We start from the raw sequence: 24,188 nt of genomic DNA, 5'->3' as shown, positions 1-24,188 counted from the left end.
TGATGAAATTTAAATACCGGAAAACAGCAGCATGATAAGCCTGCTGTTATAAAACATTGCGGGAAGCAATCAATTTAAAAATCAAATAATCAACGAGCTGTTGAGCAGATAGGAGTGTTCGTACAAGGTGTGGCTTAAATTCAGTCTTCGTAAAATTCGGTTACTGATATTGTTTTCTGTACCAAAAACAAAAGGTAATATTATCCCTAAAAGAAAAGAAAAAAGCAGAAAAAATTGATCAACAGGATCAGCGAGCTTTTTTTGAATGTAAGTTATATCAAGGCTGCTGTTTTCAATAAATTCCTGTTTACGTTTAGTAAAAGCTTTTACACAAATATTTAAGTGTTTAAGATGATGCATCTGTGAGAAGGCATTAAAACCGATAAAAGGTTTTGCAACCAGCATTATAACAGCAAAGCAAATAAATATTAATACTGATTTAAACAGGGGCATTATTTTTATCACGTTTTAATAACTTCAAAAATAAGTACAAAATTGTGATGATTTTGTCCAGGTATGTTAAAGTAACATTAATGTTGCATTAATTGGTTGTCATAAATAATTGACCGAATTGGGCCCCTGGTTAAACAGCAGGTCAACAATACTGAGGTTCTTTAAAAATCCTTTTCTTTCTTCAAATACCTGGAAATAGGGCTTTTGCTGAAATTCAGATTCACGTTTCGGATTTATACTACTTCTGTAATCTGCCAGGCCGGGGTATGCTGTTTCATAACTTTCCGTGTATTTAACTTCAAGCTTTATCTTCATAGCCTTTAGTATAAACAGCAAAAGCTGCTCATTGTAATCAAAAAGATAATCGAATTTTTTTTCATAGAATGAAATAAACTCGTCTTCATAATATTCAAAGTATGCCGAACGGCGATAGCATGCCTGAAGGCTCAACCAATGCAGACGCTGCCATTCAAAATCATAGCTTATTTTAACATCTTTTATTTTGGTGTGATTTTTTGAGCCTTTCATAACGGGCACTGTTAGGGTTAACGCACCATCCGGTGTGTACACGCTGGCCCTGTTTCTATAGGTTTGTTTAGGGAAGTTTTCCTGGCTTTCTATCAGTATATCAGGCTTATAACTATTTAACCTTAAAAAATACTCTACAGGTGGAAGATAAAACATAGGTAACACAGCGCCTTTTTCAATCATATATTTTATGTTTGTAGCAAAAACCGGACGAAAATAATGATAAAAAAAGGGCTTTCAAGATTAGGGACATTCTTTTTGTACCTGCTTTCGTTACTTCCTTTTTGGTTTCTGTACCTTATTGCCGATCTCCTTTTTGTAATTCTTTATTATATAACAGGTTATCGCCGAAAGGTTGTACAGGAAAATCTGCGTAATTCATTCCCTGAAAAAACAGCGGAGGAGCGTAAATTAATAGAGAGAAAATACTTCAAGTACATGGCCGACCTGATGATGGAAACCATTAAATCGGTTAGTATGTCTGAAAAACAGGTGCGGAAAAGGATGATTCCGACGAACCCGGAATTGGTTGATCATTATTTCAAAAATGGGAAAAGCATTTTGGCTGCCGCCGGGCATTATTGCAACTGGGAGATGGCCTGTTTAAGTTTTGGCTTTTTGACCGATAAAAAGCGGCTGATCGTGTACAAGCCACAGTCGAACGAAGTATTTACAGATTTTTTTAACCGTATCCGTTCACGTTTTGGCGCAACTATGATTTCTATGAAGCAAACGCTTCGTAAAATGATAGAATACAAAAATGAACTTACCTTTACCGTACTGGCGTCAGACCAAACACCGGTAAAGCACGAAATAAATTACTTTACTACTTTTCTTAACCAGCCAACGGCAGTATTTTTAGGAATTGAAAAGTTAACAAAAGTGGTAGATTGCGTGGTGATATTTTACCGGATAGATTTAGTAAAAAGAGGGTACTATACCTATACCTTTGTACCTTTGGTAGAAGAGCCGAAGCTTACCAAACCATACGAGATCACTGAGGTTCATGTAAAATACCTTGAATCATTAATAAGAGAGAAACCCGAATACTGGCTTTGGTCGCACCGCAGATGGAAAGTTAAGCCCGAGGATATACAAAAATGAGTTATACACCAAAAGTTGCCGTAGTTATATTAAATTGGAACGGCATTAAATACCTTCGCCAGTTTCTTCCTTCTGTATTATCTTCTACATATCCTAATCTCGATATTATTGTTGGCGACAATGCGTCAACGGATGGCTCTGTTGATTTTATAAAAAGCGAATATCCCGGCATAAAGATTATCCAGAATGACGATAATTATGGTTTTACCGGGGGGTATAACCGGGTTTTAGAACAGGTAGAGGCTGATTATTATATCCTGCTTAATTCAGATGTCGAAGTGTCGCCCGGGTGGATAGCACCTGTTATAAACCTTATGGAGAGCGATCCGCTTATTGCTGCCGCCGCTCCCAAGATCCTCGCCTATAATCAAAAAGATCATTTTGAACACGCGGGTGCTGCCGGGGGCTATATCGATAGCTATGGGTATCCTTTTTGCCAGGGCCGGATGTTTTATGAGATTGAGGAGGATAAAGGGCAATATCAGCAATCGAAGGAAGTTTTTTGGGCTACCGGTGCCGCCTTGTTTATAAAAAAAGATCGGTGGCATGAAGCGGGTGGCTTCGATGATCGTTTTTTTGCTCACATGGAGGAAATAGACTTGTGCTGGCGGTTAAAAAACATGGGATACAAGGTAATGTATTGTGCCGAGTCAGCAGTGTTCCATTTAGGCGGCGGTACACTGAATGTTGAAAACCCCTTTAAAACGTATCTTAATTTTAGGAATAATTTACTGCTGCTGCAAAATAATCTTCCATTTTGGCGGGCTGTTTTTGTAATAGGTGTTCGCATTTGGATGGACCTGCTTGCATTACTTCGATTTTTAAGCGAGGGTAAGCGTAAAGATGCCTGGGCGGTTAGCCGCGCACATCAGAATTTTGTTTTCGGTCTTTTTAAAGGAAAAAAATCAAAAGCAAAAAATAAGGCCAACTGCCAACTACCAACAGCCAATTGCGCTAAGGGGATGTACAAAGGCAGCCTCGTATGGGCTTTCTTTGTAAAAAAGAGAAAACACTTTACTGATCTTGACCAGGATCGTTTTTATTAATCTCTTTTTTAATCACTTTTTCATCCCCGGCTTCTTCTATTAAATTTTGCGGAGGCACCCCATCCGGAAAATGCAGATAGAGGTCTTTTTTAGATGATGGTAATGAAATTCCTTCATTACTTAGCACTTGGTGTATATCCGCTAATACCTTACTTTTTAGCTCAAGCGTAGTACTGATATCATCGGCCCAGAAAAAAATTCTGAACTCTACGGCACTTTCGCTAATACCATTTAAAAAAACGGAAGGGCCGGGCGTTTTCATAATATCCTCGCGGTTACCAAGCAGTGTTTTTAAAAGGGTTTTAACCTTATCAATATCACTGCCATACATTACCGCGACAATCAGTTCAACTCTCCGGTTACTGTTACTAAGCGTCCAGTTTACCACATGGCGTGAAATTAGATCGCCGTTAGGAATGATAACTTCCGAACCTTCGCTCGTTAAAATCTTGCTTGACCGGATACCGATTTCTTTCATTGTTCCCGAGCGGTTATCTACTTCAATAATGTCGCCAATCTGGATTGGTTTTTCAAACGCCAGTATTAAACCGGATACCAGATTGTTTACAATGTTTTGTAAACCAAAGCCAATGCCTATACCGAACGCGCTTATAATAATAGTTAGTTTCTCTAATGGAAATCCGGACGCGGCAACAGCCAGCAGGAACCCTATCGAGAAAACTCCGAGCCTGATCAAAAGGGTAGAAGTTCGGTTTTTCTTTTTCGCAATAGACAGATCAGTTACGCGCTGTGCAGAAACATCATAAAAATAACTGATGATTTTTGAGACGATAGACGATAACCAGATAACCGCTATAAAAATAACAAAGCCGCCAAAGGTAAATGAAGCCCCACCAACGCTTCGCGACTCACCCAATATATCGCTTACATTATCAGTAATCCAATCATCAATATTTAGATTTTGCAAAAGCGTAAAAAGCCATAATAAAGACGCTATGGTAACGAGAACGTTCCGGAATTTCTTTTGTAAAATGTTATAATCGAGCCAGTTTATAATACTGTTTCCTTCTTTCTTTACCTGGAACTGTAAAAATAAGGCCTGGACAATTATTTGCACCACAAAGAAAAGGATCACCAGTAACCATAAATTAAATACGGCTGTAACTCCAACTATTTTAGCCAGGCTAAACCGCCCTGTTACATTTAACAGGAACGCCAAAAATTGCATGGCGATAAAGATCTTTAAGGCAAGGCCTGTATAAGGCAGGTGATCATTGGGTGATTGTTTAACTTTTTTATAAAATATTAAACCCGTTACAAACGAAGCGATACTCAACAATAAAACTACGTATCTGTCGATGTTTGAAATTTGTATAAACAGGTTACTTATTCCATAAATGATCGTTAGCCCAAATAACCGTTTAAGAAAGCTGTATGATAGCTGCGAGAAGTTATTTTTAACAAGTACCAGCGAGAATATCATCGATACCAGGAAAAGTGTTTCTAAAAATACTACCGGGGGATGGCTATAGAAATAGGGAATAATTGCAGTTGCAACAAGCAGCGCAGCGATTACAGGCTTTTTATTTATAAAGTTGGCCTGATCAAGAATAGTTTGAGGATTTTCGTGATAGTGTAATGTTTTAGAACGGGTAAATATGATCCATATAAAAATCAGCGCCAGAAAAAGAACGCTAACGTAATGTGTAACAGTTTCACTTTTAATAAAGTAGTAGAACAGTACCTTATTAAGTTTTATAGTGCTCTTTAAAGCAGCCTTAAAATCATCAACCTGAATAGCAGCGAACCAAATATATTCAGATTCGCCTGCCATAGCTTTAATGGCAAACCGTTTAATTTTTAAATCTATCTGGTCTGTCTCGTCAAGTACCTTTGTGTATGCAATAGATAATTTATCCTGTAAAACGTTGACCTTTGACAGGCTCGCCCTGTTCACAGAATCCGTACTGCGAAATAACTGCCGTACAGATCTTCGCTGTTCAAAATAACTAATTCTTAAAGCACTGTCGGCGGGTACAAACCTTAACGTCGTATCTTTGAAAAATTTAATAAGCTCCGTCTGGTTTTGGATTAATTTGGTGCTGACATCTTCAAGATCAGCTTGCCAGCCTTCTAACTTATCCTGGATACGATCTAAATTATCACGTAAAACAAACAGGTAGCGTAAGGTGCTTGATTTATGGGTGTTTGTAAGGCTATCGATTTTATTTAGCCTCTTTACCACTGGCGGCAGGCCCTGGCATACTTCTGCTGTATCTAACCCTTCTGATAAGCTGTTATTTATCTGGTTAAACGTTGTAGTGTATTGCTCAACCCTTTGCAGCAAACTGTTTATGGAGGTATCTGATTTGTTTAACGACCGCAGTAGCGAATCGCGTGAGCGCATTTTGTGCCTTTGTACTTCACGCAGTACAGTTTGTGGTTTTTTCTTCTTCTCCTGTGCAAAATTTTTAAAAGGAGTTAATGTCGCCAGTAAAAGGATAATTAGCGGGGTTGTTTTAATTATTCTGAGCATTAATAGCGATTTATAATATTTCTTAAACATTTATCAGGTTTTCCACAGCTAACCGGTATGAATCCATTCCAAATCCTGCAATTACACCCTTGCAACTGGCAGCCAGCATGGAATGGTGCCTGAATTCTTCACGCTTATAGACGTTAGAGATATGAACTTCAATCACAGGAGATTTTATAGCAGCAATAGCATCCGCTATAGCTATCGACGTGTGCGTGTAAGCGCCTGCATTTATAACTATACCATCACTGGTAAAGCCAACTTCATGAATTTTATTTATAATTTCGCCTTCCACGTTACTTTGGTAATAATCAATTTCAACAGCAGGATAACGGTGGCGAAGGTCATTAAGGTATGTATCAAAATCAGTATTTCCGTAAATTGATTTTTCGCGCACGCCGAGCAGATTTAAATTAGGCCCGTTTATAATTTGTATCTTCATTAGTTCAAACTTAACTAAAAACATTAAAAAAAATCAATTGGATTGGCATTCAGCAATAAAAGGCTTTCAATCATACTTGAAATTAGAGAAATCTTTGTCAGTAAACTCCATTGAGGCTTACAGCAGGGACATAGAAAAGCTGCACCAGTTTTCTGACAGAGAAGGATTTAAGATAAATCCGGAACGTATTTCATTGGCTGATCTGCGTTTGTTTATTGTTTGGGCGGCTGAACTGGGCATGATCCCATCTTCGCAGGCGCGGATTTTATCGGGAATAAAAGCTTTTTATAAATATCTTTTAATGGAGGATCTGATAAAGATTGATCCTTCCGAATTGCTGGAGTCTCCGAAAATTCAGCGTAAACTGCCCGATACGCTAAGTTATGAAGAGATCAACAAAATGATTGATGCGGTTGATTTGTCCAAACCGGAAGGCGGGCGAAATAAAGCCGTATTGGAAGTGCTATATGGTTGCGGATTGCGGGTGTCGGAATTAACCGAACTTAAATTGTCGAATCTTTATTTAGATATAGAATTTATTAAAGTAACAGGCAAGGGCAGCAAAGAAAGACTGGTACCGATTGGCGGATCGGCGATAAAAGCCCTGAAAATTTGGATAGAACTTATACGCGTACATATCCCGGTAAAGAAGGGCGAGGAAGACCTTGTATTCTTAAACCGGAGAGGAGCAAGGTTAAGCCGCGTATATATTTTTATGATCATTAAACAGCTGGCTGAGGTTGCAGGCATCAAAAAAAATATCAGTCCCCATACATTCAGGCATTCCTTCGCCACGCACCTGGTGGAAGGGGGGGCCGATCTTCGCGCTGTGCAGGAAATGCTGGGTCACGAAAGTATAACTACCACGGAGATCTACACTCATCTAGACCGGGAATATTTAAAGGGAACTATTATTCAGTTTCATCCCCGGAGTTAGTTATCGGGGGATAAGCTCACATTTGATCATTCTATCCCTTCCGCTCATGTCTTTTCTTAGCTCAATGTTGTTAAAGCCTTTAACCCTTAATAATTCAACCGTTTGGCTGCCGTAACTTTCGTTTATCTCCAAAAATAATAATCCGCCGGATGTCAGGCGGGTAAAGGCATAATCCGCAATTGCTTTATAAAATATCAATGGATCGTTCTCGGGAACAAACAAGGCGGAGTGGGGTTCAAAATCTGTTACGTTGCTATGCATCTGTGCTTTATCATGCAGGGTAACATAGGGCGGGTTGCTGATTATAATTTCAAATTTAGGAGCCTTGGTTTCGGGTTTGAAATTTAAGATGTCGGCCTCTACAAATTCAACATCAACCGTATTAAGTTCCGCATTAGAGACCGCTGTTTTTAATGCGCTTATCGAAATATCTATGGCAGATACAGTAAACCCAGGTAAATTTTTCTTTAAACTGATGGCGATGCAGCCGCTTCCGGTACCAATATCCAACATACTGCCCGCTGTCCACTGCTTACTGCTAACTGAATTAATAACCCACTCCACCAACTCTTCGGTTTCAGGACGCGGGATAAGTACTGATGGGTTTACATTAAATGGCAGGCCATAAAATTCGGTATTTCCTAAAATATACTGAATCGGTTTTCCTGTTTTTAGCTCCAAGAGGATGTTTTTTAATTTCAGAGATTGACCGGCGGATATTTCAAACTCGGGGAAAGCTTTGATTTTGGCTGTAGATAGTTCGCATACATTGTTGATTGTCAGTGAGGTTATCGCGTTCACTTCATTCACATCGTACATCTTGACAAGATTCAACCGGTAGTTTTCAAAAACATCCTTTATAGTTTTCATGCAACAAAGTAACATAAAAGCTACTTTTGCACCATGGTGCAACATGAAAAATATATGCAGCGTTGTATTGAACTTGCGGAATTGGGTGCGCCTGCCGTAAGTCCTAACCCAATGGTTGGCTCCGTTGTGGTAGTCAATGATCAAATAATAGGTGAAGGCTATCATCAAAAATATGGCGGGCCCCATGCCGAAGTCAATGCTATTAACAGTGTATTTGAAAAGTTTCCGGACGCAGCTGCTTTATTGAAAAAGGCAACGATATACGTTTCGCTGGAACCATGTGCACACTATGGTAAAACACCCCCCTGTGCTGATCTGATCATTAAACACCAGATCGCTAGAGTGGTTGTTGGCTGCCGCGATCCGTTTACGCAGGTGGACGGTAAAGGAATTGAGAAACTAAAGGATGCAGGTATTGACGTGATGGTTGGGGTATTAGAAGAAGAATGCAGGTGGTTAAACCGCCGTTTTTTTACCCGGATCCAAAAACAAAGGCCCTATATTATTTTGAAATGGGCACAAACTGCGGATGCCTTTTTTGCTCCGGCCGATAATAGCCAGTACTGGATATCAGGTACGGAGGCAAAAAAATTAGTACATAAGTGGCGCAGCGAGGAGGATGCTGTGTTGGTAGGTAAAAATACAGCCGCGATTGATAACCCGCAACTAAATGTAAGGTATTTTAACGGCCGGTCTCCTAAACGGGTAGTTATTGACAGGAAGCTTGAGTTAAATCCAAATCTGAATTTATTTGATCAAACAGTTGAAACATTGATATTTAATGAAATAAAAACAGATGTTGACGGCAAAAACAAGTATATTGCCCTTGAAGATTTTGATCGTTACGTACCCCAGTATATATTATTTCAGCTATATCTTCAGGATATCCAGTCAGTAATTATTGAAGGTGGAGCCAGTACGTTAAATAGTTTTATTGAAGCTGGCTTGTGGGATGAATGCCGTGTTTTTACCAGCGAAAAGGAATTGAAGACGGGCATAAAGGCCCCATTAATATACGGAAAAACTGTTGACGGATATGCCATTGGAAAAGACAAACTTGTGATCATGATTAATACCCCTCAGAATTAAACTTTACTATCATCAACCCTTGTCAACTTAATCAACTCACAAAATGCTCTACGTTTTCTTAAGTATTTGCTGCAGTGTATTTGTTTCCATAATGCTAAAGCTGGCTAAACGATACCATATAGACGTTTACCAGGCTATCACATGGAATTATAGTATAGCTATCGTTTTAACCTGGCTATTTTTAAAGCCACAATTAAATAACATCGGTAATGCTCCATTTTATTTGTACGGCTTACTGGGTTTATTACTGCCAATTTTATTTGTAATATTAGGTGCTTCAGTAAAAACAACGGGCATTGTGCGCACGGATGCCGCGCAGCGTTTGTCATTGTTTATTCCAGTAGCAGCAGCTTTTTTATTTTTCAATGAAACACCGGATGTAACCAGGGTAGCAGGGTTAATTATTGGCCTTGCAGCCATTATCTGCCTTATTCCATGGCAAAAACAATCGCGGCCTGATAAGGCTTTTAACAACTCCTGGATCTACCTGGTTATCGTTTTTTTCGGAATGGGAGTTATTGATATTTTATTTAAGCAAGTTGCACTGGTCAAACAAATTTCAACAGGCACATCTTTATTCATCGTTTATTCGCTGGCATTTGTGGTAGCCATTATCGGGTTATTTTACCAGGTTATAAACAAAACCATGCGATTTTCATGGCCTCATATTTTTATTGGCTGGGTGTTAGGCATTGCTAATTTCGGCAATATCCTGTTTTATATCAAAGCGCATCAAACTTTGTCTAAAAACCCTTCAATAGTTTTTTCATCCATGAATATCGGGGTTATCATATTCGGTACACTGTTGGGGTTTTTTGTATTCAGGGAAAAGCTTAGCGCGCTTAACAAGGCAGGGATCTTATTAGCGATAATTGCTATTGTCATCATATATAATCCTCAATTTTTCAATCACCTGTTTTCTCATTCTTAATGCTTTTCGACGATACTTACCGCACGATTGAAAAAACTTCAGAGGGGCTGTTTCGTGATCGCGGCAGCAAGTTTTTGGCCTTTGCTTACCCGCTAACCAGTGAAACAGAAATAAAGAATTATGTTGTCGGGTTAAAGGCTGAGCACCCAAAGGCAAATCACCATTGCTGGGCCATGCGGCTAACTATTGACAGGTCGGTTTTTCGCGTTAACGATGACGGCGAGCCATCTGGTACTGCAGGAAGGCCAATACTAAACACATTATTATCGCATGATATAACCAATGTCCTGGTTGTGGTAGTACGCTATTTTGGCGGTACTTTGCTTGGTGTACCGGGGTTGATAAATGCCTATAAAATGGCTACTGAAGAAGCCCTGAAGCAAGCAACTATTGTTCAGAAAACCGTAAACGATTTTTACGCCATTGAGTTTGATTACCTGCTGATGAACGATGTAATGCGGGTAATTAAAGATGATGCTTTAACGGTGATCAGCCAGGACTTTGATAACAATTGCAGTATCCGGGTCTCTATTCGTAAAATGCAGGTAAATCAAACACTGGCAAAATTCAACAAACTAAGTGGAATAACCGCAAGGTACCTTTATAGCCTTTAACTGTAAATTTAGCGCGTAAAATCGAGCTATTTTTATTCCCTGTTTTGCACTATAAATATGTATTTTAGTCGCATATGCAATCTTTTGAAATAGATAAGTCAGATCTTTTACGCATTGAAACCGCGCTTGCGGGTGATGATGCTGAATTAGAGCGGGTTCTGAAAGAATACCACGCATCTGAGATTGCCTTGCTATTTGAAAAACTTCCGCAGGAAGCAAAAGAAAGAATTATCAATATCCTCCCCACTGATATTGCATCAGAGGTAATTTCTGAAATGCACGAGGAGCAGGATCCGGGGGAGTTGCTGATCGGGCTTCATCCTGAAAAACGTTCCGAGATCATTGAGGAACTGGATTATGATGATGCGACAGACATTATTTCGCAGCTTGACGAAGACGAGCAGCAGGAGATACTTGAAGATCTGGATCAGGAAGACGCTGACAGTATCCGTGCCTTATTAAAGTATGACGAGGACACAGCGGGCGGACTAATGAACTCCGAAATTATCAAGGTGAATATCAACCTTGACAAGAAAGACGCGTTGGATGAAATTATTCGCCAATCTGAAGAAATGGAGGAGTTTTATACCATTTATGTGGTTGACGATGCCGATATTTTGCAGGGAATACTATCTGTTAAATCTATATTAAAGGCCCGGCCCGACGCATTTGTACGTGATTTGGTGAACACTGATTTTGTTTACGTTAAAGCAGACCTTGACCAGGAAGATGTGGCAGGCTTGATCTCGCAATATAACCTCACCACTATTCCGGTTGTTGACGATGATATGAAGCTGCTTGGCCGTGTTACGGTTGATGATATCATCGACGTAATGGAGCAGGAGAGTACGGAGGACATTTTGAAGATCTCCGGTGTATCAGAAGATGAGGAATTAAGCGGTAACTGGAAAGAGGCTGTTAAAAGCCGTTTACCATGGCTGGTAATTAACCTTGGCACGGCTTACCTTGCAGCATCTGTTATCAGGCATTTCGACTCCACGGTTGAACGATTGCCCGCTATTGCTGCATATATGACTATTATAGCAGGCATGGGCGGGAATGCCGCTACCCAGGCGCTAGCGGTAACCGTAAGGCGTATCTCGCTAAGTGACCTTAGCGATAAGCAGGCCTATAATGCGGTAATAAAAGAATTTTTGGTTGGGATGCTTAACGGCGCAGCTAACGGATTAATCGTTTTCTTTGTAGCCATGTTTTATGACGCCAGCCCGAAACTCGGATTGGTGTTATTTTTAGCGATGACGGGAAACCTTATCATTGCCGGTTTAACCGGTGCATCCATACCTTTGGTTTTAAAAAGGGTGGGGATAGATCCGGCCGTGGCATCGTCCATAATTATTACCACTTTTACAGATTGCGCGGGCTTTCTATTGCCCCTGTGGTTTGCAACCAAACTGTTATAAATTTTTAAGATTACAAACTAGCAACAATACGAATACATTTAAAAAAAGCAAATAATGACTGAAGTAAGATACAACTGGACAAAAGAAGAAATTGCTGAAATATATCACAAGCCTTTATTAGATCTTGTTTATGAAGCAGCGTCTGTGCATCGTGAAAATAAGGATTACTCAGAAGTACAGATCAGTTCGCTGATATCCATTAAAACCGGCGGCTGCCCTGAAGACTGCGCATATTGCCCCCAGGCGGCGCGATACAATACTGGTGTTGATGTACACGCCATAATGCCAAAAGAAGAAGTTATAGCTGTTGCGCAAAACGCCAAAGATGGCGGCGCTTCAAGATTATGTATGGGAGCCGCCTGGCGCGAAGTACGTGATAACCGCGATTTTGATAAAGTGATTGATATGGTGAAGGCTGTTAACGAGCTTGATATGGAAGTTTGCTGTACCCTGGGGATGCTTACCGAGTCGCAGGCGCAACGATTAGCAGACGCAGGCTTGTATGCCTATAACCATAACCTGGATACATCTGAAGATGATTACAAACGGATCATCACCACACGTACCTATGACGAAAGGTTAAAAACACTGGAACATGTGCGAAAAGCGAAGATTACCGTTTGCAGCGGTGGCATCATAGGGTTAGGCGAAACGGTAGCAGATCGTATTTCGATGCTTAAAACATTATCAAACCTGCCTAAACACCCGGAGTCAGTTCCAATTAATGCTTTGGTACCTGTTAAGGGAACTCCGCTGGCAAATCAGCCAAGGGTGTCTGTTTGGGATATGGTTCGGATGATTGCAACTACCCGTATCATTATGCCTAAAACAGTGGTTCGTCTTTCTGCCGGTCGTACAGAAATGAGCGAGGTGGAACAGGCTTTTTGCTTTATGGCCGGCGCTAACTCTATTTTTGCAGGCGAAAAACTCTTAACTACACCAAATCCATCTTTTGATACCGATATGGCCATGTTTGAGTTGCTGGGACTAAAACCAAGAAAGGCTTTCAAGAACGGAAGGCCGGCTAAGGCCGAAGCGGTTAACGAGGTTGTAGAAAATTAAATGGTTTTATAATTGTAAGCGTTAAAGTACGCTCAGTATTTTAACGCTTACAATATTTATAGCCTTTATTTATTTATTTATTTATTTTTCGCTCTTCTATTTCGCCGTTGTACGATATTGGGTCGCGGTTATTGCTTATAACCTGTAACGATGCATAACCATTATAAGACACATTTAAACGTAAATACCTGACATCTTTTGAACCCTGCGTGTTCCCGTCTTTAGGGGTTATCGTAATATCATAGCCATTGTTAGCAGGCTCACTTTTATAATCAAAGTTGGTTGAGGTGAATTTTACGCCACCGTCGCTCGGATCAGCAGGAGCAAGGGTCACCCGCCCGTAATAAGGTAAATAGGCGGTTACCGTGTCTTTTGAAACCACTACGTCGTATCCGTAAGTTATTGACCTGGCGTTTCCGCGTTGCGGGATAACGTAGGTTGCATTAAAAATATAGCTCTGCGCGTCCAGCATTTCTTTCACTTTCGCGGCTTTAGCTGCCTTTTTTTGAATTTTTGAGTTTTGGGCTGTTACCAGCTGACAACAGGATAGTATCATTGCCGATACGATCATTAATTTTTTTAATGTTTTCATCTTTTATTATTTAAGTAAATACGTGTATGTAACTATTGGATAAGATGCAAGGCGCTGGCTGATTCCACAAAAATGTTCAACGAATAATCGGATTAAGTTGATATGGATGTATAAAATTAAAAAAAGCCGCTCAGTAATGAGCAGCTTTTCCTGATTATTTAAGAAACTTTATATTATATCAAGTTAACGCTACGGTTAACAAATTCTGTAAGTTCAGCGCCGGTCAATAATCCCTGTGATAATAAAGCAAGATCAAACGCTTGTTTTGAAAGCGCGCTTTGTACTTCCTCGTTTTCTTCGTTCAAAATACGGCTTATTAATTTATGGTTACCGTTTACAATTACTTTGTAATTGTCAGGCATGCTTCCGTAAAAGCCCATTCCTCCGCCCATTGCTGCCATTTCCTTCATCCGGCGCATAAACTCATCCATCGTTACTGTTACCGGCAATTCGTCGGGGTTCAGGCTTTCCAGTTCCACTTTATAAGCCGGTTTGTTTATCGCTTTGTCGAAAATTCCTTTTACTTTGGTGGCTTGTTCTTCAGTAAGCACATGCTCCAAAGCATCTTCCTTTTTAATCAACTTATCGGCAACATCCGCATCTACACGCTTAAATGAAGTCTTCTCCAGTTTCTGCTCTAACTGGCCTATAAAATGATTGTCTATAGGGGAGTTCATTAGCAATATATCATAACCCTTTTTATTGGCCGACTGGATAAACGCGTCCTGCTTAGCGGGGTCGTTGGTATAGATATAAACCAGCTGTCCGTCTTTATCGGTCTGTTCTGGCGTTACCTTATCTTTATACTCGCTTAAAGTAAAGTTTTCATTTTTGGTGTTGCTCAACAGAACAAAGTCTTTTGCTTTATCATAAAACTTTTCTTCGCTAACCATTCCGTATTTTACAAACAGGCCAATGTCGGTCCATTTTTCTTCATAAGCTTTCCGGTCAGCTTTAAACAGTTCTGCCAATTTATCAGCTACTTTTTTAGTGATGTAGCTGTTGATCTTTTTAACGCTGCTGTCGGCCTGCAAAAAGCTACGCGATACATTTAACGGGATATCCGGTGAGTCGATAACACCATGTAGCAGCATTAAAAATTCAGGTACGATATCTTTAACTTCGTCAGTAATAAATACCTGGCGGGAAAACAATTTGATCTTATTTCTCTGAATCTCAAAATCGTTTTTGAGTTTTGGGAAATAAAGAACACCGGTTAAGTTAAACGGATAATCAACATTTAAATGGATCCAGAATAAAGGATCTTCTGAAAATGGATAAAGCTGCTTGTAAAAGTTAAGATAGTCCTCGTCTTTTAAATCTGCAGGTGCTTTAGTCCAGATCGGGTTTGTGTCATTGATGATGTTATCAACCTCAATAGTTTTGTATTTTGGTTTACCTTCTTCATCCTCACCATCATCTTCAGTTTCGGTTTTTGTGCCGAATTTGATAGGTACCGGTAAAAACTTACAATACTTATCCAATATTTCCTGCAGGCGCTGCTGGCTTAAAAATTCTTCTGAATCTTTGTTAATGTGCAGGGTTATTTCTGTACCTCTTTCTGCAAGGCTGCCTTCGCTAATTTCAAACTCTGTACTGCCGTCGCATGTCCAATGTGCAGGTTCAGCGCCTTCCTGGTAAGATAAGGTTTCTATTTCAACCCTGTCAGCAACCATAAATGCAGAGTAAAAGCCCAGGCCAAAACGTCCGATGATCTCGTTGGCATCTTTGGCTTCTTTAAATTTCTCAACAAATTCTGTGGCTCCTGAAAAAGCTATCTGGTTAATGTATTTTTTGATCTCTTCAGCGGTCATACCCAAGCCATTGTCAGAAATGGTGATGGTTTTAGCTTTTTCATCAAATGAAACTTCAACGCGCAAATCGCCAAGTTCGCCATTATATTGCCCCAGTGAGCTTAATCTTTTTATTTTTTGAGTAGCGTCAATGGCATTTGAAACCAGCTCCCGCAAAAAAATCTCGGTATCAGAGTATAGAAATTTCTTAATTATCGGGAAAATGTTCTCGGTATGGATCGAAATCGTGCCTTTTTCTTGCATAATCTTTTATTGTTTAAATTAGTTGTATTTAACTAACGTGCACATATCAAGGCTCGTTCCAAAGTGTTTTTTTTGTCAAATTGGCAGTAAGGGGGAATTGAGAAAGTCTGGCTTCAGACGAGATTACTTTACTAAAAATATATACAACAGGTAAACCACTACAAACCCAAGTACGCCTAACAGCAAACCGTTTGATCGCTTTTTCTTGATGAAACACATCATGATTATCCCGGTAAGCGAAACTAAGATCATGAATAGCGCTACTAAATCTATCGTCACGCTCCAGCCTTTCCCGGTGTCCCGGCCTTTGTGCAGGTCGTTTAAGATGGCTACCAGCCCAAGCCGGGTTTCTGTAATTTTATAACCACCATTATCCCGGTCAATAAATACATCAGCCGCGTAGCCTGGCCCGTTAAATGAAACAGATACGTCGTTATTCTCAATTCTTAAATCGCTGACTGAGCCTTTTAAACCGTTCGTCCGGCGCAAAAACTCAACTATATCAAGTTTATCTACTGACGCGGTATCCTTTGTTTTTACCCATTTGGCGTTAAGCACACCTGTATATTTTTTTATAACGGGTTTATTGCTAAACCAATCCGCATGGTTAAGGGTAAACCCGGTAGCGGCAAAAAATAGCACCACAATAAAACTGATCATTGAAAGATAAGTGTGCAGCCAGCGCGACCAGGATGCAGTTTGCTTTTTCCACCCGTTCTTATTGTGTTTTGTTGCTCTCCTTTTGTCGGGAGCGCTGCTATTGGTTGTTTGCTCCGTCATTTATTGTTTTTTACGGTAATCCAATGACGCAGCAGCTATCTCGGTGTTCCCATTTAAATTAACCTGCTTTGGCTTTCCTTTAAAATCCATTTCTTGTTGCATTAACTGGTAGGTGCCATGTTCGCGCGCAGCCTCAATAAAGATGGTGTAAGTTCCCTGGCTAACTAATTTACCCTTGTCATCTTTACCGTCCCATTTTAGTGTGTATTTTCCGGGAGAGCGGGTTGCACTGGAGGTGGAACTGATATTGTTATTTTCTGCCATAAATGTTTGGTAATAAGTATCGTACCAGGCATGCATATCATCAAGGTAACGTGTTTTATTAAACCATAATGCAATGCTGCGCACAGGTTTCTTGTTTTTATCAACTACCCAAACAGCTACATACGGACGATGTACCCTAAAGCCCTGTATTTCGGCCAATTCAAGGTTTATAAGTAATTCATAATTCGGATCCCATGTGGAACCAGCTGACACCAGATTATTGTTATTTGACTCATCTTTATCCGCAGACTTTGTTTCTATATTTTTCCAGCCTTTGCTTTCAATGCGTTCACCGCTGCGGGTGATGATAAGATATTCGGTACCGGGAACGGCAGACGCAAGCCTGGCACTTTCCGATGGAGTAAGAACAGAGAATGCAGTGGCAAGCGCTCCTGCATCAGTTGCATTAGGCGCAACAACGGTAGAGCTGATCACGTTGTCAGCCGGCATACCCGTGCGCGGATCAACAATATGCGAATACCATTTTCCATCGATCATTTCGCCGCGACGGTAGTTTCCGCTTGTGGCAATCGCTTTGTCATTAAGCGTTACCGTTGATATCGGTGCCTCGTTTTCTGCATCGGCTTTGGGGTCGCTAATTTGTACCTGTTCCTTATGATCACCTTTTATCACGATATCTCCACCAATGTTCAATACAATAGCGTCTATTTTTCCCGAAGATACCGCAGCATCACAGGCCTTGTTAATGATAAAACTTTTTGCAAAAGAATTGAGCATTAAAGGTGCGTTGTCCAATCTTTCGGCGGTATGGTTAACAGCATTCAGTTTGTAATGCGTTTGCTTCACCAAAGCAACAGCTTGTTCTATTTCTGCTTTTGTTGGAATTTGGTTATGACTGGCAGACACTTTCCACAACTTACCAATTACCTCTGCCGAAGCATCCAAAGCGCCATCGGTTCGCGTACGCCATTCATCAAACAGGCTTAATACCTCAAATAATTCGGGTGAAACAACCACCGGCTTTCCCGTAGTTTTCATCCATCTGCTAAATTCGCTTTGTTGATTATATCCGCTAAGTATTTTATCTAAGCGGTCTATCTCATTCATAGCGGTGGTTTCAGCGATTGCTGCGTTTCCTGCCGACGAACTAAATACCTTGACCTGCAGAGATGTGCCCAGTACATTTTCATAATTATTAACAAAGGCTTGCGTGTTTTTTGAGGGTTTTTTGTTTTCGCTGCTGCACAAAACAAATACCAGGCATCCTGTTACTATCGTAGTAATAAATTTCATTCTTTTCTGGGTTAATATTTAATTAGCTCTCAAACAATAATCGTTAATAGTTACCTTAATTGATGGAAAAATACAATGGAAATTTGAAGGAAAACTGGAATTGAAGACTTTTATTCCTGAACAAGGTTTAATGAAGAATGTTAATTTATTTAATACGCAGTAAAAGCGCTTCAAATACCGCATTTAATTTTTCTGCTGTCTCAGCGTCAGTGATGTTTCCTGAAGCATCCATTTTTGAACGAATGAAAGAGATAAGCAGGGTGGTACTTTCTGAAAGATCCGCATCTAAAGCGCCCAAAACCTTTAACAACGCGGGATGGGCATTTTCTCCTCCTGTTGAGGCCGTAATTAGGGCTGTGGGCTTACCTGAAAATGATCCGCTTGATACCGTCCAGTCCAAAGCATTTTTGAGCTGGCCTGGTATGCCGAAAGCATATTCCGGTGTGCAGATGATAATCCCATCCGCTTTTTCAATTAAATTACGCAGTTCAAAAACCGCGCCTGCTGCTGATTCATTGTCAAAACTGGGATCAAAAGGTGGTATTTGTACAAGCTGGTCGTAAATAAAATATTCAATATTGCCCGGTGCTAACTTTTCAAATAATCGAAGGATATTATAATTGGATGAGCCCTGACGAAGACTGCCTGAAATAGCTAAGATTCTTTTAGATACTTTCATTTTATGACAAAGAAGATTAGTAAAACGCTACGGATTAAACTGCAATATAAATGTAGACCCCAACCCGTCAGTTGATTGTACCTGGATGTTTCCCTTATGTAAAAGCATGATCTGTTTGCATAGGCTCAATCCAATTCCGCTGCCGGTTTTACGGGTGCTAAAAAACGGGATGAATATTTTGTCCAGTAGTTCGGGTGGCATGCCCAGGCCATTGTCAGCAACTTTCACTAACGTTTTACCATTTCCCAGCAGTTCGGCTGAAAGCGTTAGTAACGGCTGTTCCCTGTCTTTTACAGCTTCAATGGCATTTACCAGCAAGTTGATCAGTACCTGTTCAAGCAGGTTCAAGTCGGCTTCTATCGATAGGGCTGGATCCCGTAATATGATTTCCAGTTCAATATGTTTCTTTTCAAGCGTGGGGCGCATCAACCGGTTTAACGACTCAAAAAGATTCCTAACCATGATCTTGGTCAGATCAAGCTTGGTTATCTTGTTCAGGCTCCGGTAGCTTTCTGTAAATTTAAGTAACCCTTCGCTTCGTCGTTTAATGGTATCAATACCCAGCTCAAGATCTTCCAGTTGGCTGCTTACAGGGCTGTTGGCTATTTCAGGGCTTTGTAAACGGTTTTTCAGCGTATCGGCCAGTGACGATATTGGCGCTACTGAATTCATGATCTCGTGTGTCATTACATTCAGCAGTTTCTGCCAGGCTTTTGATTCTGTTTCATCCAACGCTTCGCTAACGTTTTGAAAAGCAATCAGTTTATAAATTTTCTCCTCACTGCGCATTACACTGGCTGTAACCAAAATTTTCACCAGTTGCTGGTTGCGGGTGATCGTTAATATTTTGCTGTCGCCGGGTTTAAGTTTAACTATTTCAGCGTATAAAACCTCCTCGCGTTTTTCAAGTGAATGAATGGTTTTAAGATAGGGAACACCGATCAGGTTTTTAAAAGCTTCATTGATCCAGCCAGTTTCGCCGCTTTCCTGTTCGTAAGAAATTATCCCCGTATCAACCAGTTCGAGGATCTTTTGCAGGTAATGGTACTGGGTTTCCCGTTCGCGGCTGATGAGTTTAAATGTTGTGTTAATATCATTAAAACCTTTACGCAGCGGCTTCAGTTCGTTTGGCGCTTTACGAACATCAAAATGGCGTGAAAAATCCCGGTAATGGATAGACTCAACAAACTGGCTAACCTCGTCCTGTGCCTTTTTCTGGAATTTTATCAAATCAACTACTTCGTAAACACAAAGCGGCAGGGTTATCACCAAAAATAATGGTTGCCCGCTTGTTACCAGCACCGAGGTTACAGTAAGGGTTATAAACATAACTATAACTCGGAGCACCAGCCGCCATTCGTAACGGTTAAATATCATATTTGCTAAGTCTGCGATACAGCGCCGTACGGGTTAAACCCAATTCTTTTGCTGCACGTGTTATATTACCATTGTGCTTATCAATAACGCGCAAAATGGCGTTTTTTTCAAGCGTGCTTAACGGGATGTTATCATCATCAACCACTGTTTCGCCCGGGGTTTCCAATATAGAAAATATCAGGTCATCAGGTTTCAACAGCTGGTCATCCGCCATAATTACGGCGCGCTCAATGGTATATTGAAGTTCCCTGACGTTACCGGGGTAATTGTATGATTTTAATTTCTGCATAGCTGCCGCATCAAAATCCATGGCAGGTTTCAGGTACTTACCGGCATAAAGTTTGGCGAAGTGCCGGGCAAGTACAATAATATCGTCATTGCGTTTGCGCAATGGCGGCATGTTAATCTCAACGGTATTAATGCGATAGATCAAATCTTTTCTGAAACGGGTCTCGTTAGCCAGTTCAGATAAAGGAAGGTTAGTTGCGCAGATCAGCCTGATGTCAATATCAACTGCTTTGTTGGTTCCCAACCTGGTAACCTGCCGGTTTTGCAGCACGGTTAACAACTTGGCCTGCTGTTGTAGCGAAATGTTCCCAATTTCATCCAAAAACAACGTTCCGCCCTGCGCATCCTCAAACCTGCCCGTCCTGTCTTCGCGGGCATCAGTGTAGGCACCCTTTTTATGCCCGAAAAGTTCGCTTTCAAATAAAGTATCCGTCAGCGCGCCTACATCCACTTTAATAAAAGGCTTGTCGGCCCGTAGTGACCGCTCATGGATAGCCTTAGCCATCAAATCCTTACCTGTACCATTTTCGCCCAGTAACAATATATTGGCATCAGTAGGGGCTATTTTATTAACCTTATAAAAGATGTCCTGCATCACATCCGAGTCACCTAAAATTGATGTATCACCGGCGGTGCTTTTTGCTGATGATTTAACGGTTTTTACCCCTTCTTTTTTATCAAGCAGATCCTTGATGGTGTCAATCAGCTTTTCGTTATGCCATGGTTTAACAATAAAGTCATTGGCGCCTTCTTTTAAAGACCGTACTGCAAGGTCGATATCGCCATAAGCGGTTATCATAATAACGCAAACAGCAGGCTTCCATTCCTTTATTTTACGCAACCAGTATAATCCTTCGTTACCGGTATTAATGGCGCTGTTGAAATTCATATCCAATAACACCAAATCAACCTGGTTCCGCTGCAACAGCCAGTTAAGGTTTTCCGGATTTTTTTCTGTAATAATTTCCTGTGCCTCAGTTTTGAGCAGCAATTTAACCGCTGTAAGCACATCGGGGTCATCATCAACAATTAATACGGTAGCTTTTTTTAGTATCATTTATTTAGTTCAATTATCTATTGGTTCATTGGTGTACAACGGGTTGTTATTGCTTATCAGCCTAACTATGCCGGTTAATTTACCAATAATACTATATTTATCATTTATTGTTCAATGGTTATTAATTTAATTAGTGAAATTAAGCTGGTCAGGAGGTTGCGCAGTCACCACAATTAATTATAAATAATTCTTATCAATTTTTATGCTAAAGCAGGTAATGCCTGCAAATTGGGCAGGATGGATGGTTTTACAATTTGCTATGTAACAGTAATAGCCTGTAAACCAACTAACCTGTATAAAAACAGGCGAATTGAACAGCCGCCCGGTATGCATACAACTGGTAAATACAAAAAATGCATTGTATCATAACCGAACAGTTGCTGTAACAGAAGCGTACGCCCTGATCTGCTATTTTAGGTTTAAATAACTGAAAAACAGTAACTTAATTTGTGGCATGTATTTTTGTAACTAATAACAAAATATAAATTTATAAATACAGTGGACAGAGTAATTGAAAAAAAGACCTGGAATACCAAAAGGATACTAACCATTGCCGGAATTACAGGCATTGTTTTGCTAATTGGCGGCAGCATTTATTTTACCTCGGGTAAAAGTAAACTTGACGTTGACACCGAACGACTAACTATAAGTGAAATAAAAAAAGGGCCATTCCAGGAGTTTATTCCTGTTAATGGTGTGGTAATGCCGCTTTCAACCATTTACCTGGATGCTTCTGATGGCGGACGTGTTGAAGAGAAATATGTTGAGGATGGTGCCATATTAAAAAAAGGTGACCCGATTTTAAGAATGTCTAATACGGATCTTGAGCTTAATTTAGCAACACAGGAAACCAATGTGTACGCACAGCAAATTCAGATGCAGATCTCACATACCCAACTGCAGTCGGCAACTATTAATAAGTTGAACAATATGGCGGATGTGGATGTAGCATTTAAGGAAGCTGAAAGGATTTACAAACTGGATAAGGACCTTTATAACAAAAAAGCAATTGGATCGCAGGAGTTTCAAACCGCCCAAAACCAATACCAGTACCAGCTAAGCCGTAAAAAATTAGCGTCGCAAATACTGGTGCAGGATACCGTAATGGTTAGCCAGCAGGATAGGCAGACAAAGGAGCAAATAGCCCAAATGAAAAGTGCGCTGGATATGATGCGTAAAAAAGTGAGTGATCTTACTTTGAGAGCACCGCTTGATGGCCAATTAACCTCCTTTGATGCCGAAATAGGACAAAGTAAAAATAAAGGGGAACATCTTGGTCAAATCGACGTCTTATCAGGTTTTAAGGTAAGAGTGAATATTGAAGAGCATTACTTATCCAGGGTATTTGTGGGTCTTAAAGGTGATTTTCAATTTGCTGATAAAACTTATAACCTGGTGATTAAAAAGGTGTTTATTTCTGTTGGAAAGGACGGTCAGTTCCAGGTTGATATGGCTTTTGTTGGCCCGGTACCTACAGGTATAAGGAAAGGACAAACATTGCAGGTGCGTTTGGCATTGAGCGATCAGACAACTGCTCTGTTGCTACCTAAAGGTGGTTTTTACCAGCAAACAGGCGGTAACTGGATCTTTAAAGTTAGCGAAGACGGAAAAAAGGCCTATAAAGTTCCTATCCAGATAAACAGGCAGAGCCCGGACTATTATGAGTTGACCAATGGTTTACAGCCTGGTGATAAGGTAATAACATCAAGTTATGAAACCTATGGCGACATACAGGAATTAGTGCTGAAGAAGTAGTGATAAACAGACGAAAAGAACCTTAAGACATATATTTAAACAAATAATAAAGGCAACTAATTAATTTAAGCTATACAAATCAAATTTAAACTTATATGAACAAGAACGAATTAGGGGGCAGCATTATGATAAAGATCACCAACCTGGAGAAATTTTATCGTACGGAAGAAGTAGAAACCATTGCTTTGAACAAACTGTCAATTGAAGTAAAAACCGGCGAGTTTGTAGCCATAATGGGGCCGTCTGGCTGCGGAAAATCAACTTTGCTTAACATTTTAGGAATGCTTGACGATCCGGATGAAGGCAGCTATGTTTTCAACGGAATTGAAGTTGCGCATTTTACAGAGCGTAAACGGGCCGATCTGCGTAAGCACAATATTGGTTTCGTATTTCAAAGCTTTAACTTAATTGACGAGTTAACCGTATTTGAAAATGTTGAGCTCCCTTTAATTTACACTGGCGTACCGTCAGCAGAGCGCGTAAAAAGGGTAGAAGAAGTGCTTGATAAAATGCAGATCATGCACCGCCGCAACCACTATCCGCAACAATTATCAGGTGGTCAGCAACAACGTGTGGCCATTGCCCGCGCAGTGGTTAACAAACCAAAACTGATTCTGGCGGATGAGCCTACCGGTAACCTTGACTCAAGCAATGGTAACGATGTGATGGAACTGCTTACAGATCTTAACGAACAGGGTACCACAATTATAATGGTTACCCACTCTGAACATGATGCCCGCTACAGCCACAGGATCATCCGCTTATTGGATGGACAAAGTGTAGTGGAAAACATTATGGTATAAAAAAACTGGCAGCCTAACCAGTCACAATAAAAGTTTATATAAGTTAATAAGTGCCTCTGCTATCCCCTCCTAAATGGAGGGGTGGCTTGAGTGTTGCCTGGTTTTAAAGAATTAATAAATTAATAAGCTGCTGAAATTTAAATAGTTATACTGATTTTGTTAATTAAGGGTTAGGGATATGATGATAAGTTTTCTACAAATAAATAAACTGAATTCGATATAAATATTGATGAAACATCCTTGCTATCAGATACTTATCTCTATCAATTACCTTGTAAAAATATAATG

Annotated in this window: 22 protein-coding genes; 10 read left to right on the top strand and 12 right to left on the bottom strand. The window is 40.2% G+C overall.

Annotated features, from left to right (window positions below; genetic code table 11):
* Nucleotides 1-81: 81 nt before the first annotated feature.
* Both MuYL_RS14035 and MuYL_RS14030 read right to left on the bottom strand, forming a co-directional pair.
* A complete protein-coding gene (locus MuYL_RS14035) occupies nt 82-453 on the bottom strand; it encodes a hypothetical protein (protein ID WP_094571173.1) in 372 nt (123 codons plus the stop codon).
* Nucleotides 454-552: 99 nt separating this feature from the next.
* Nucleotides 553-1,164, bottom strand: a complete 612-nt coding sequence (locus tag MuYL_RS14030; RefSeq protein ID WP_094571172.1) for a WbqC family protein — start codon at nt 1,162-1,164, stop codon at nt 553-555.
* A gap of 36 nt (nt 1,165-1,200) precedes the next feature.
* On the opposite strand from MuYL_RS14030, the gene MuYL_RS14025 reads away from it, so the two are divergent.
* Nucleotides 1,201-2,085, top strand: a complete 885-nt coding sequence (locus tag MuYL_RS14025; RefSeq protein WP_094571171.1) for a lysophospholipid acyltransferase family protein — start codon at nt 1,201-1,203, stop codon at nt 2,083-2,085.
* Nucleotides 2,082-3,131 carry a glycosyltransferase family 2 protein gene (locus tag MuYL_RS14020; RefSeq protein WP_094571170.1) on the top strand — a complete coding sequence of 350 codons (1,050 nt, stop codon included), beginning with the start codon at nt 2,082-2,084 and terminating at the stop codon, nt 3,129-3,131. Before MuYL_RS14025 ends, MuYL_RS14020 begins: the two co-directional genes overlap by 4 nt.
* On the opposite strand, the gene MuYL_RS14015 is transcribed toward MuYL_RS14020, so the two are convergent.
* Both MuYL_RS14015 and aroQ read right to left on the bottom strand, forming a co-directional pair.
* Nucleotides 3,100-5,628: a mechanosensitive ion channel domain-containing protein gene (locus MuYL_RS14015; RefSeq protein WP_157740848.1), complete on the bottom strand. Its 2,529-nt coding sequence runs from the start codon at nt 5,626-5,628 to the stop codon at nt 3,100-3,102. The two genes, MuYL_RS14020 and MuYL_RS14015, sit on opposite strands and share 32 nt — an antisense overlap.
* A 22-nt stretch (nt 5,629-5,650) precedes the next feature.
* Nucleotides 5,651-6,070, bottom strand: a complete 420-nt coding sequence (gene aroQ / locus MuYL_RS14010; RefSeq protein ID WP_094572946.1) for a type II 3-dehydroquinate dehydratase — start codon at nt 6,068-6,070, stop codon at nt 5,651-5,653.
* Nucleotides 6,071-6,107: 37 nt separating this feature from the next.
* Between aroQ and xerD the strand changes: the two genes are divergently transcribed.
* Nucleotides 6,108-7,007, top strand: coding sequence for a site-specific tyrosine recombinase XerD (gene xerD / locus MuYL_RS14005; protein WP_094571168.1), 900 nt, complete (start codon nt 6,108-6,110; stop codon nt 7,005-7,007).
* On the opposite strand, the gene prmC is transcribed toward xerD, so the two are convergent.
* Complete coding sequence (gene prmC, locus MuYL_RS14000; RefSeq protein ID WP_157740846.1) at nt 7,008-7,877, bottom strand: peptide chain release factor N(5)-glutamine methyltransferase; 870 nt, start codon at nt 7,875-7,877, stop codon at nt 7,008-7,010.
* Nucleotides 7,878-7,910: 33 nt separating this feature from the next.
* On the opposite strand from prmC, the gene ribD reads away from it, so the two are divergent.
* The 5 genes from ribD (at nt 7,911) to bioB (ending at nt 12,994) form a co-directional block, all read left to right on the top strand.
* A complete protein-coding gene (gene ribD, locus MuYL_RS13995; RefSeq protein WP_094571166.1) occupies nt 7,911-8,966 on the top strand; it encodes a bifunctional diaminohydroxyphosphoribosylaminopyrimidine deaminase/5-amino-6-(5-phosphoribosylamino)uracil reductase RibD in 1,056 nt (351 codons plus the stop codon).
* Between the two features lie 43 nt (nt 8,967-9,009).
* Nucleotides 9,010-9,897: a transporter gene (locus MuYL_RS13990; RefSeq protein ID WP_094571165.1), complete on the top strand. Its 888-nt coding sequence runs from the start codon at nt 9,010-9,012 to the stop codon at nt 9,895-9,897.
* Nucleotides 9,897-10,511 (top strand): IMPACT family protein, encoded by a 615-nt coding sequence (locus MuYL_RS13985; RefSeq protein WP_094571164.1) that lies wholly within the window; start codon nt 9,897-9,899, stop codon nt 10,509-10,511. Before MuYL_RS13990 ends, MuYL_RS13985 begins: the two co-directional genes overlap by 1 nt.
* 74 nt (nt 10,512-10,585) lie before the next feature.
* On the top strand, nt 10,586-11,932 hold the full coding sequence (gene mgtE, locus MuYL_RS13980; protein ID WP_094571163.1) for a magnesium transporter: 1,347 nt from the start codon (nt 10,586-10,588) through the stop codon (nt 11,930-11,932).
* A gap of 54 nt (nt 11,933-11,986) precedes the next feature.
* Nucleotides 11,987-12,994 (top strand): biotin synthase BioB, encoded by a 1,008-nt coding sequence (gene bioB, locus MuYL_RS13975; RefSeq protein ID WP_094571162.1) that lies wholly within the window; start codon nt 11,987-11,989, stop codon nt 12,992-12,994.
* 73 nt (nt 12,995-13,067) lie between these two features.
* On the opposite strand, the gene MuYL_RS13970 is transcribed toward bioB, so the two are convergent.
* From MuYL_RS13970 to MuYL_RS13940, 7 genes are all read right to left on the bottom strand, one after another.
* Complete coding sequence (locus MuYL_RS13970) at nt 13,068-13,586, bottom strand: DUF4251 domain-containing protein (protein ID WP_094571161.1); 519 nt, start codon at nt 13,584-13,586, stop codon at nt 13,068-13,070.
* Nucleotides 13,587-13,759: 173 nt separating this feature from the next.
* The gene (htpG, locus tag MuYL_RS13965) at nt 13,760-15,643 is read right to left on the bottom strand and encodes a molecular chaperone HtpG (RefSeq protein WP_094571160.1); all 1,884 of its coding nucleotides are present in this window, start codon (nt 15,641-15,643) and stop codon (nt 13,760-13,762) included.
* A 123-nt stretch (nt 15,644-15,766) separates the two neighbouring features.
* The gene (locus MuYL_RS13960) at nt 15,767-16,423 is read right to left on the bottom strand and encodes a PepSY-associated TM helix domain-containing protein (RefSeq protein WP_094571159.1); all 657 of its coding nucleotides are present in this window, start codon (nt 16,421-16,423) and stop codon (nt 15,767-15,769) included.
* A complete protein-coding gene (locus MuYL_RS13955; RefSeq protein WP_094571158.1) occupies nt 16,424-17,941 on the bottom strand; it encodes a DUF2271 domain-containing protein in 1,518 nt (505 codons plus the stop codon).
* Between the two features lie 145 nt (nt 17,942-18,086).
* A complete protein-coding gene (locus MuYL_RS13950) occupies nt 18,087-18,620 on the bottom strand; it encodes an NADPH-dependent FMN reductase (protein WP_094571157.1) in 534 nt (177 codons plus the stop codon).
* 27 nt (nt 18,621-18,647) lie between these two features.
* Nucleotides 18,648-19,997 (bottom strand): sensor histidine kinase, encoded by a 1,350-nt coding sequence (locus tag MuYL_RS13945; protein WP_094571156.1) that lies wholly within the window; start codon nt 19,995-19,997, stop codon nt 18,648-18,650.
* Nucleotides 19,987-21,342, bottom strand: a complete 1,356-nt coding sequence (locus tag MuYL_RS13940; protein ID WP_094571155.1) for a sigma-54-dependent transcriptional regulator — start codon at nt 21,340-21,342, stop codon at nt 19,987-19,989. Before MuYL_RS13940 ends, MuYL_RS13945 begins: the two co-directional genes overlap by 11 nt.
* 498 nt (nt 21,343-21,840) lie before the next feature.
* Between MuYL_RS13940 and MuYL_RS13935 the strand changes: the two genes are divergently transcribed.
* Together MuYL_RS13935 and MuYL_RS13930 are read left to right on the top strand one after the other, a co-directional pair.
* On the top strand, nt 21,841-23,097 hold the full coding sequence (locus MuYL_RS13935; protein ID WP_094571154.1) for an efflux RND transporter periplasmic adaptor subunit: 1,257 nt from the start codon (nt 21,841-21,843) through the stop codon (nt 23,095-23,097).
* A gap of 125 nt (nt 23,098-23,222) precedes the next feature.
* Nucleotides 23,223-23,900, top strand: coding sequence for an ABC transporter ATP-binding protein (locus MuYL_RS13930; RefSeq protein WP_073400366.1), 678 nt, complete (start codon nt 23,223-23,225; stop codon nt 23,898-23,900).
* The last annotated feature ends 288 nt before the right edge of the window (nt 23,901-24,188 follow it).

Source organism: Mucilaginibacter xinganensis, from assembly GCF_002257585.1.
In the GTDB taxonomy this organism is placed as follows: Bacteria; Bacteroidota; Bacteroidia; order Sphingobacteriales; family Sphingobacteriaceae; genus Mucilaginibacter; species Mucilaginibacter xinganensis.
This window is presented reverse-complemented; position numbering and strand designations above follow the sequence as displayed.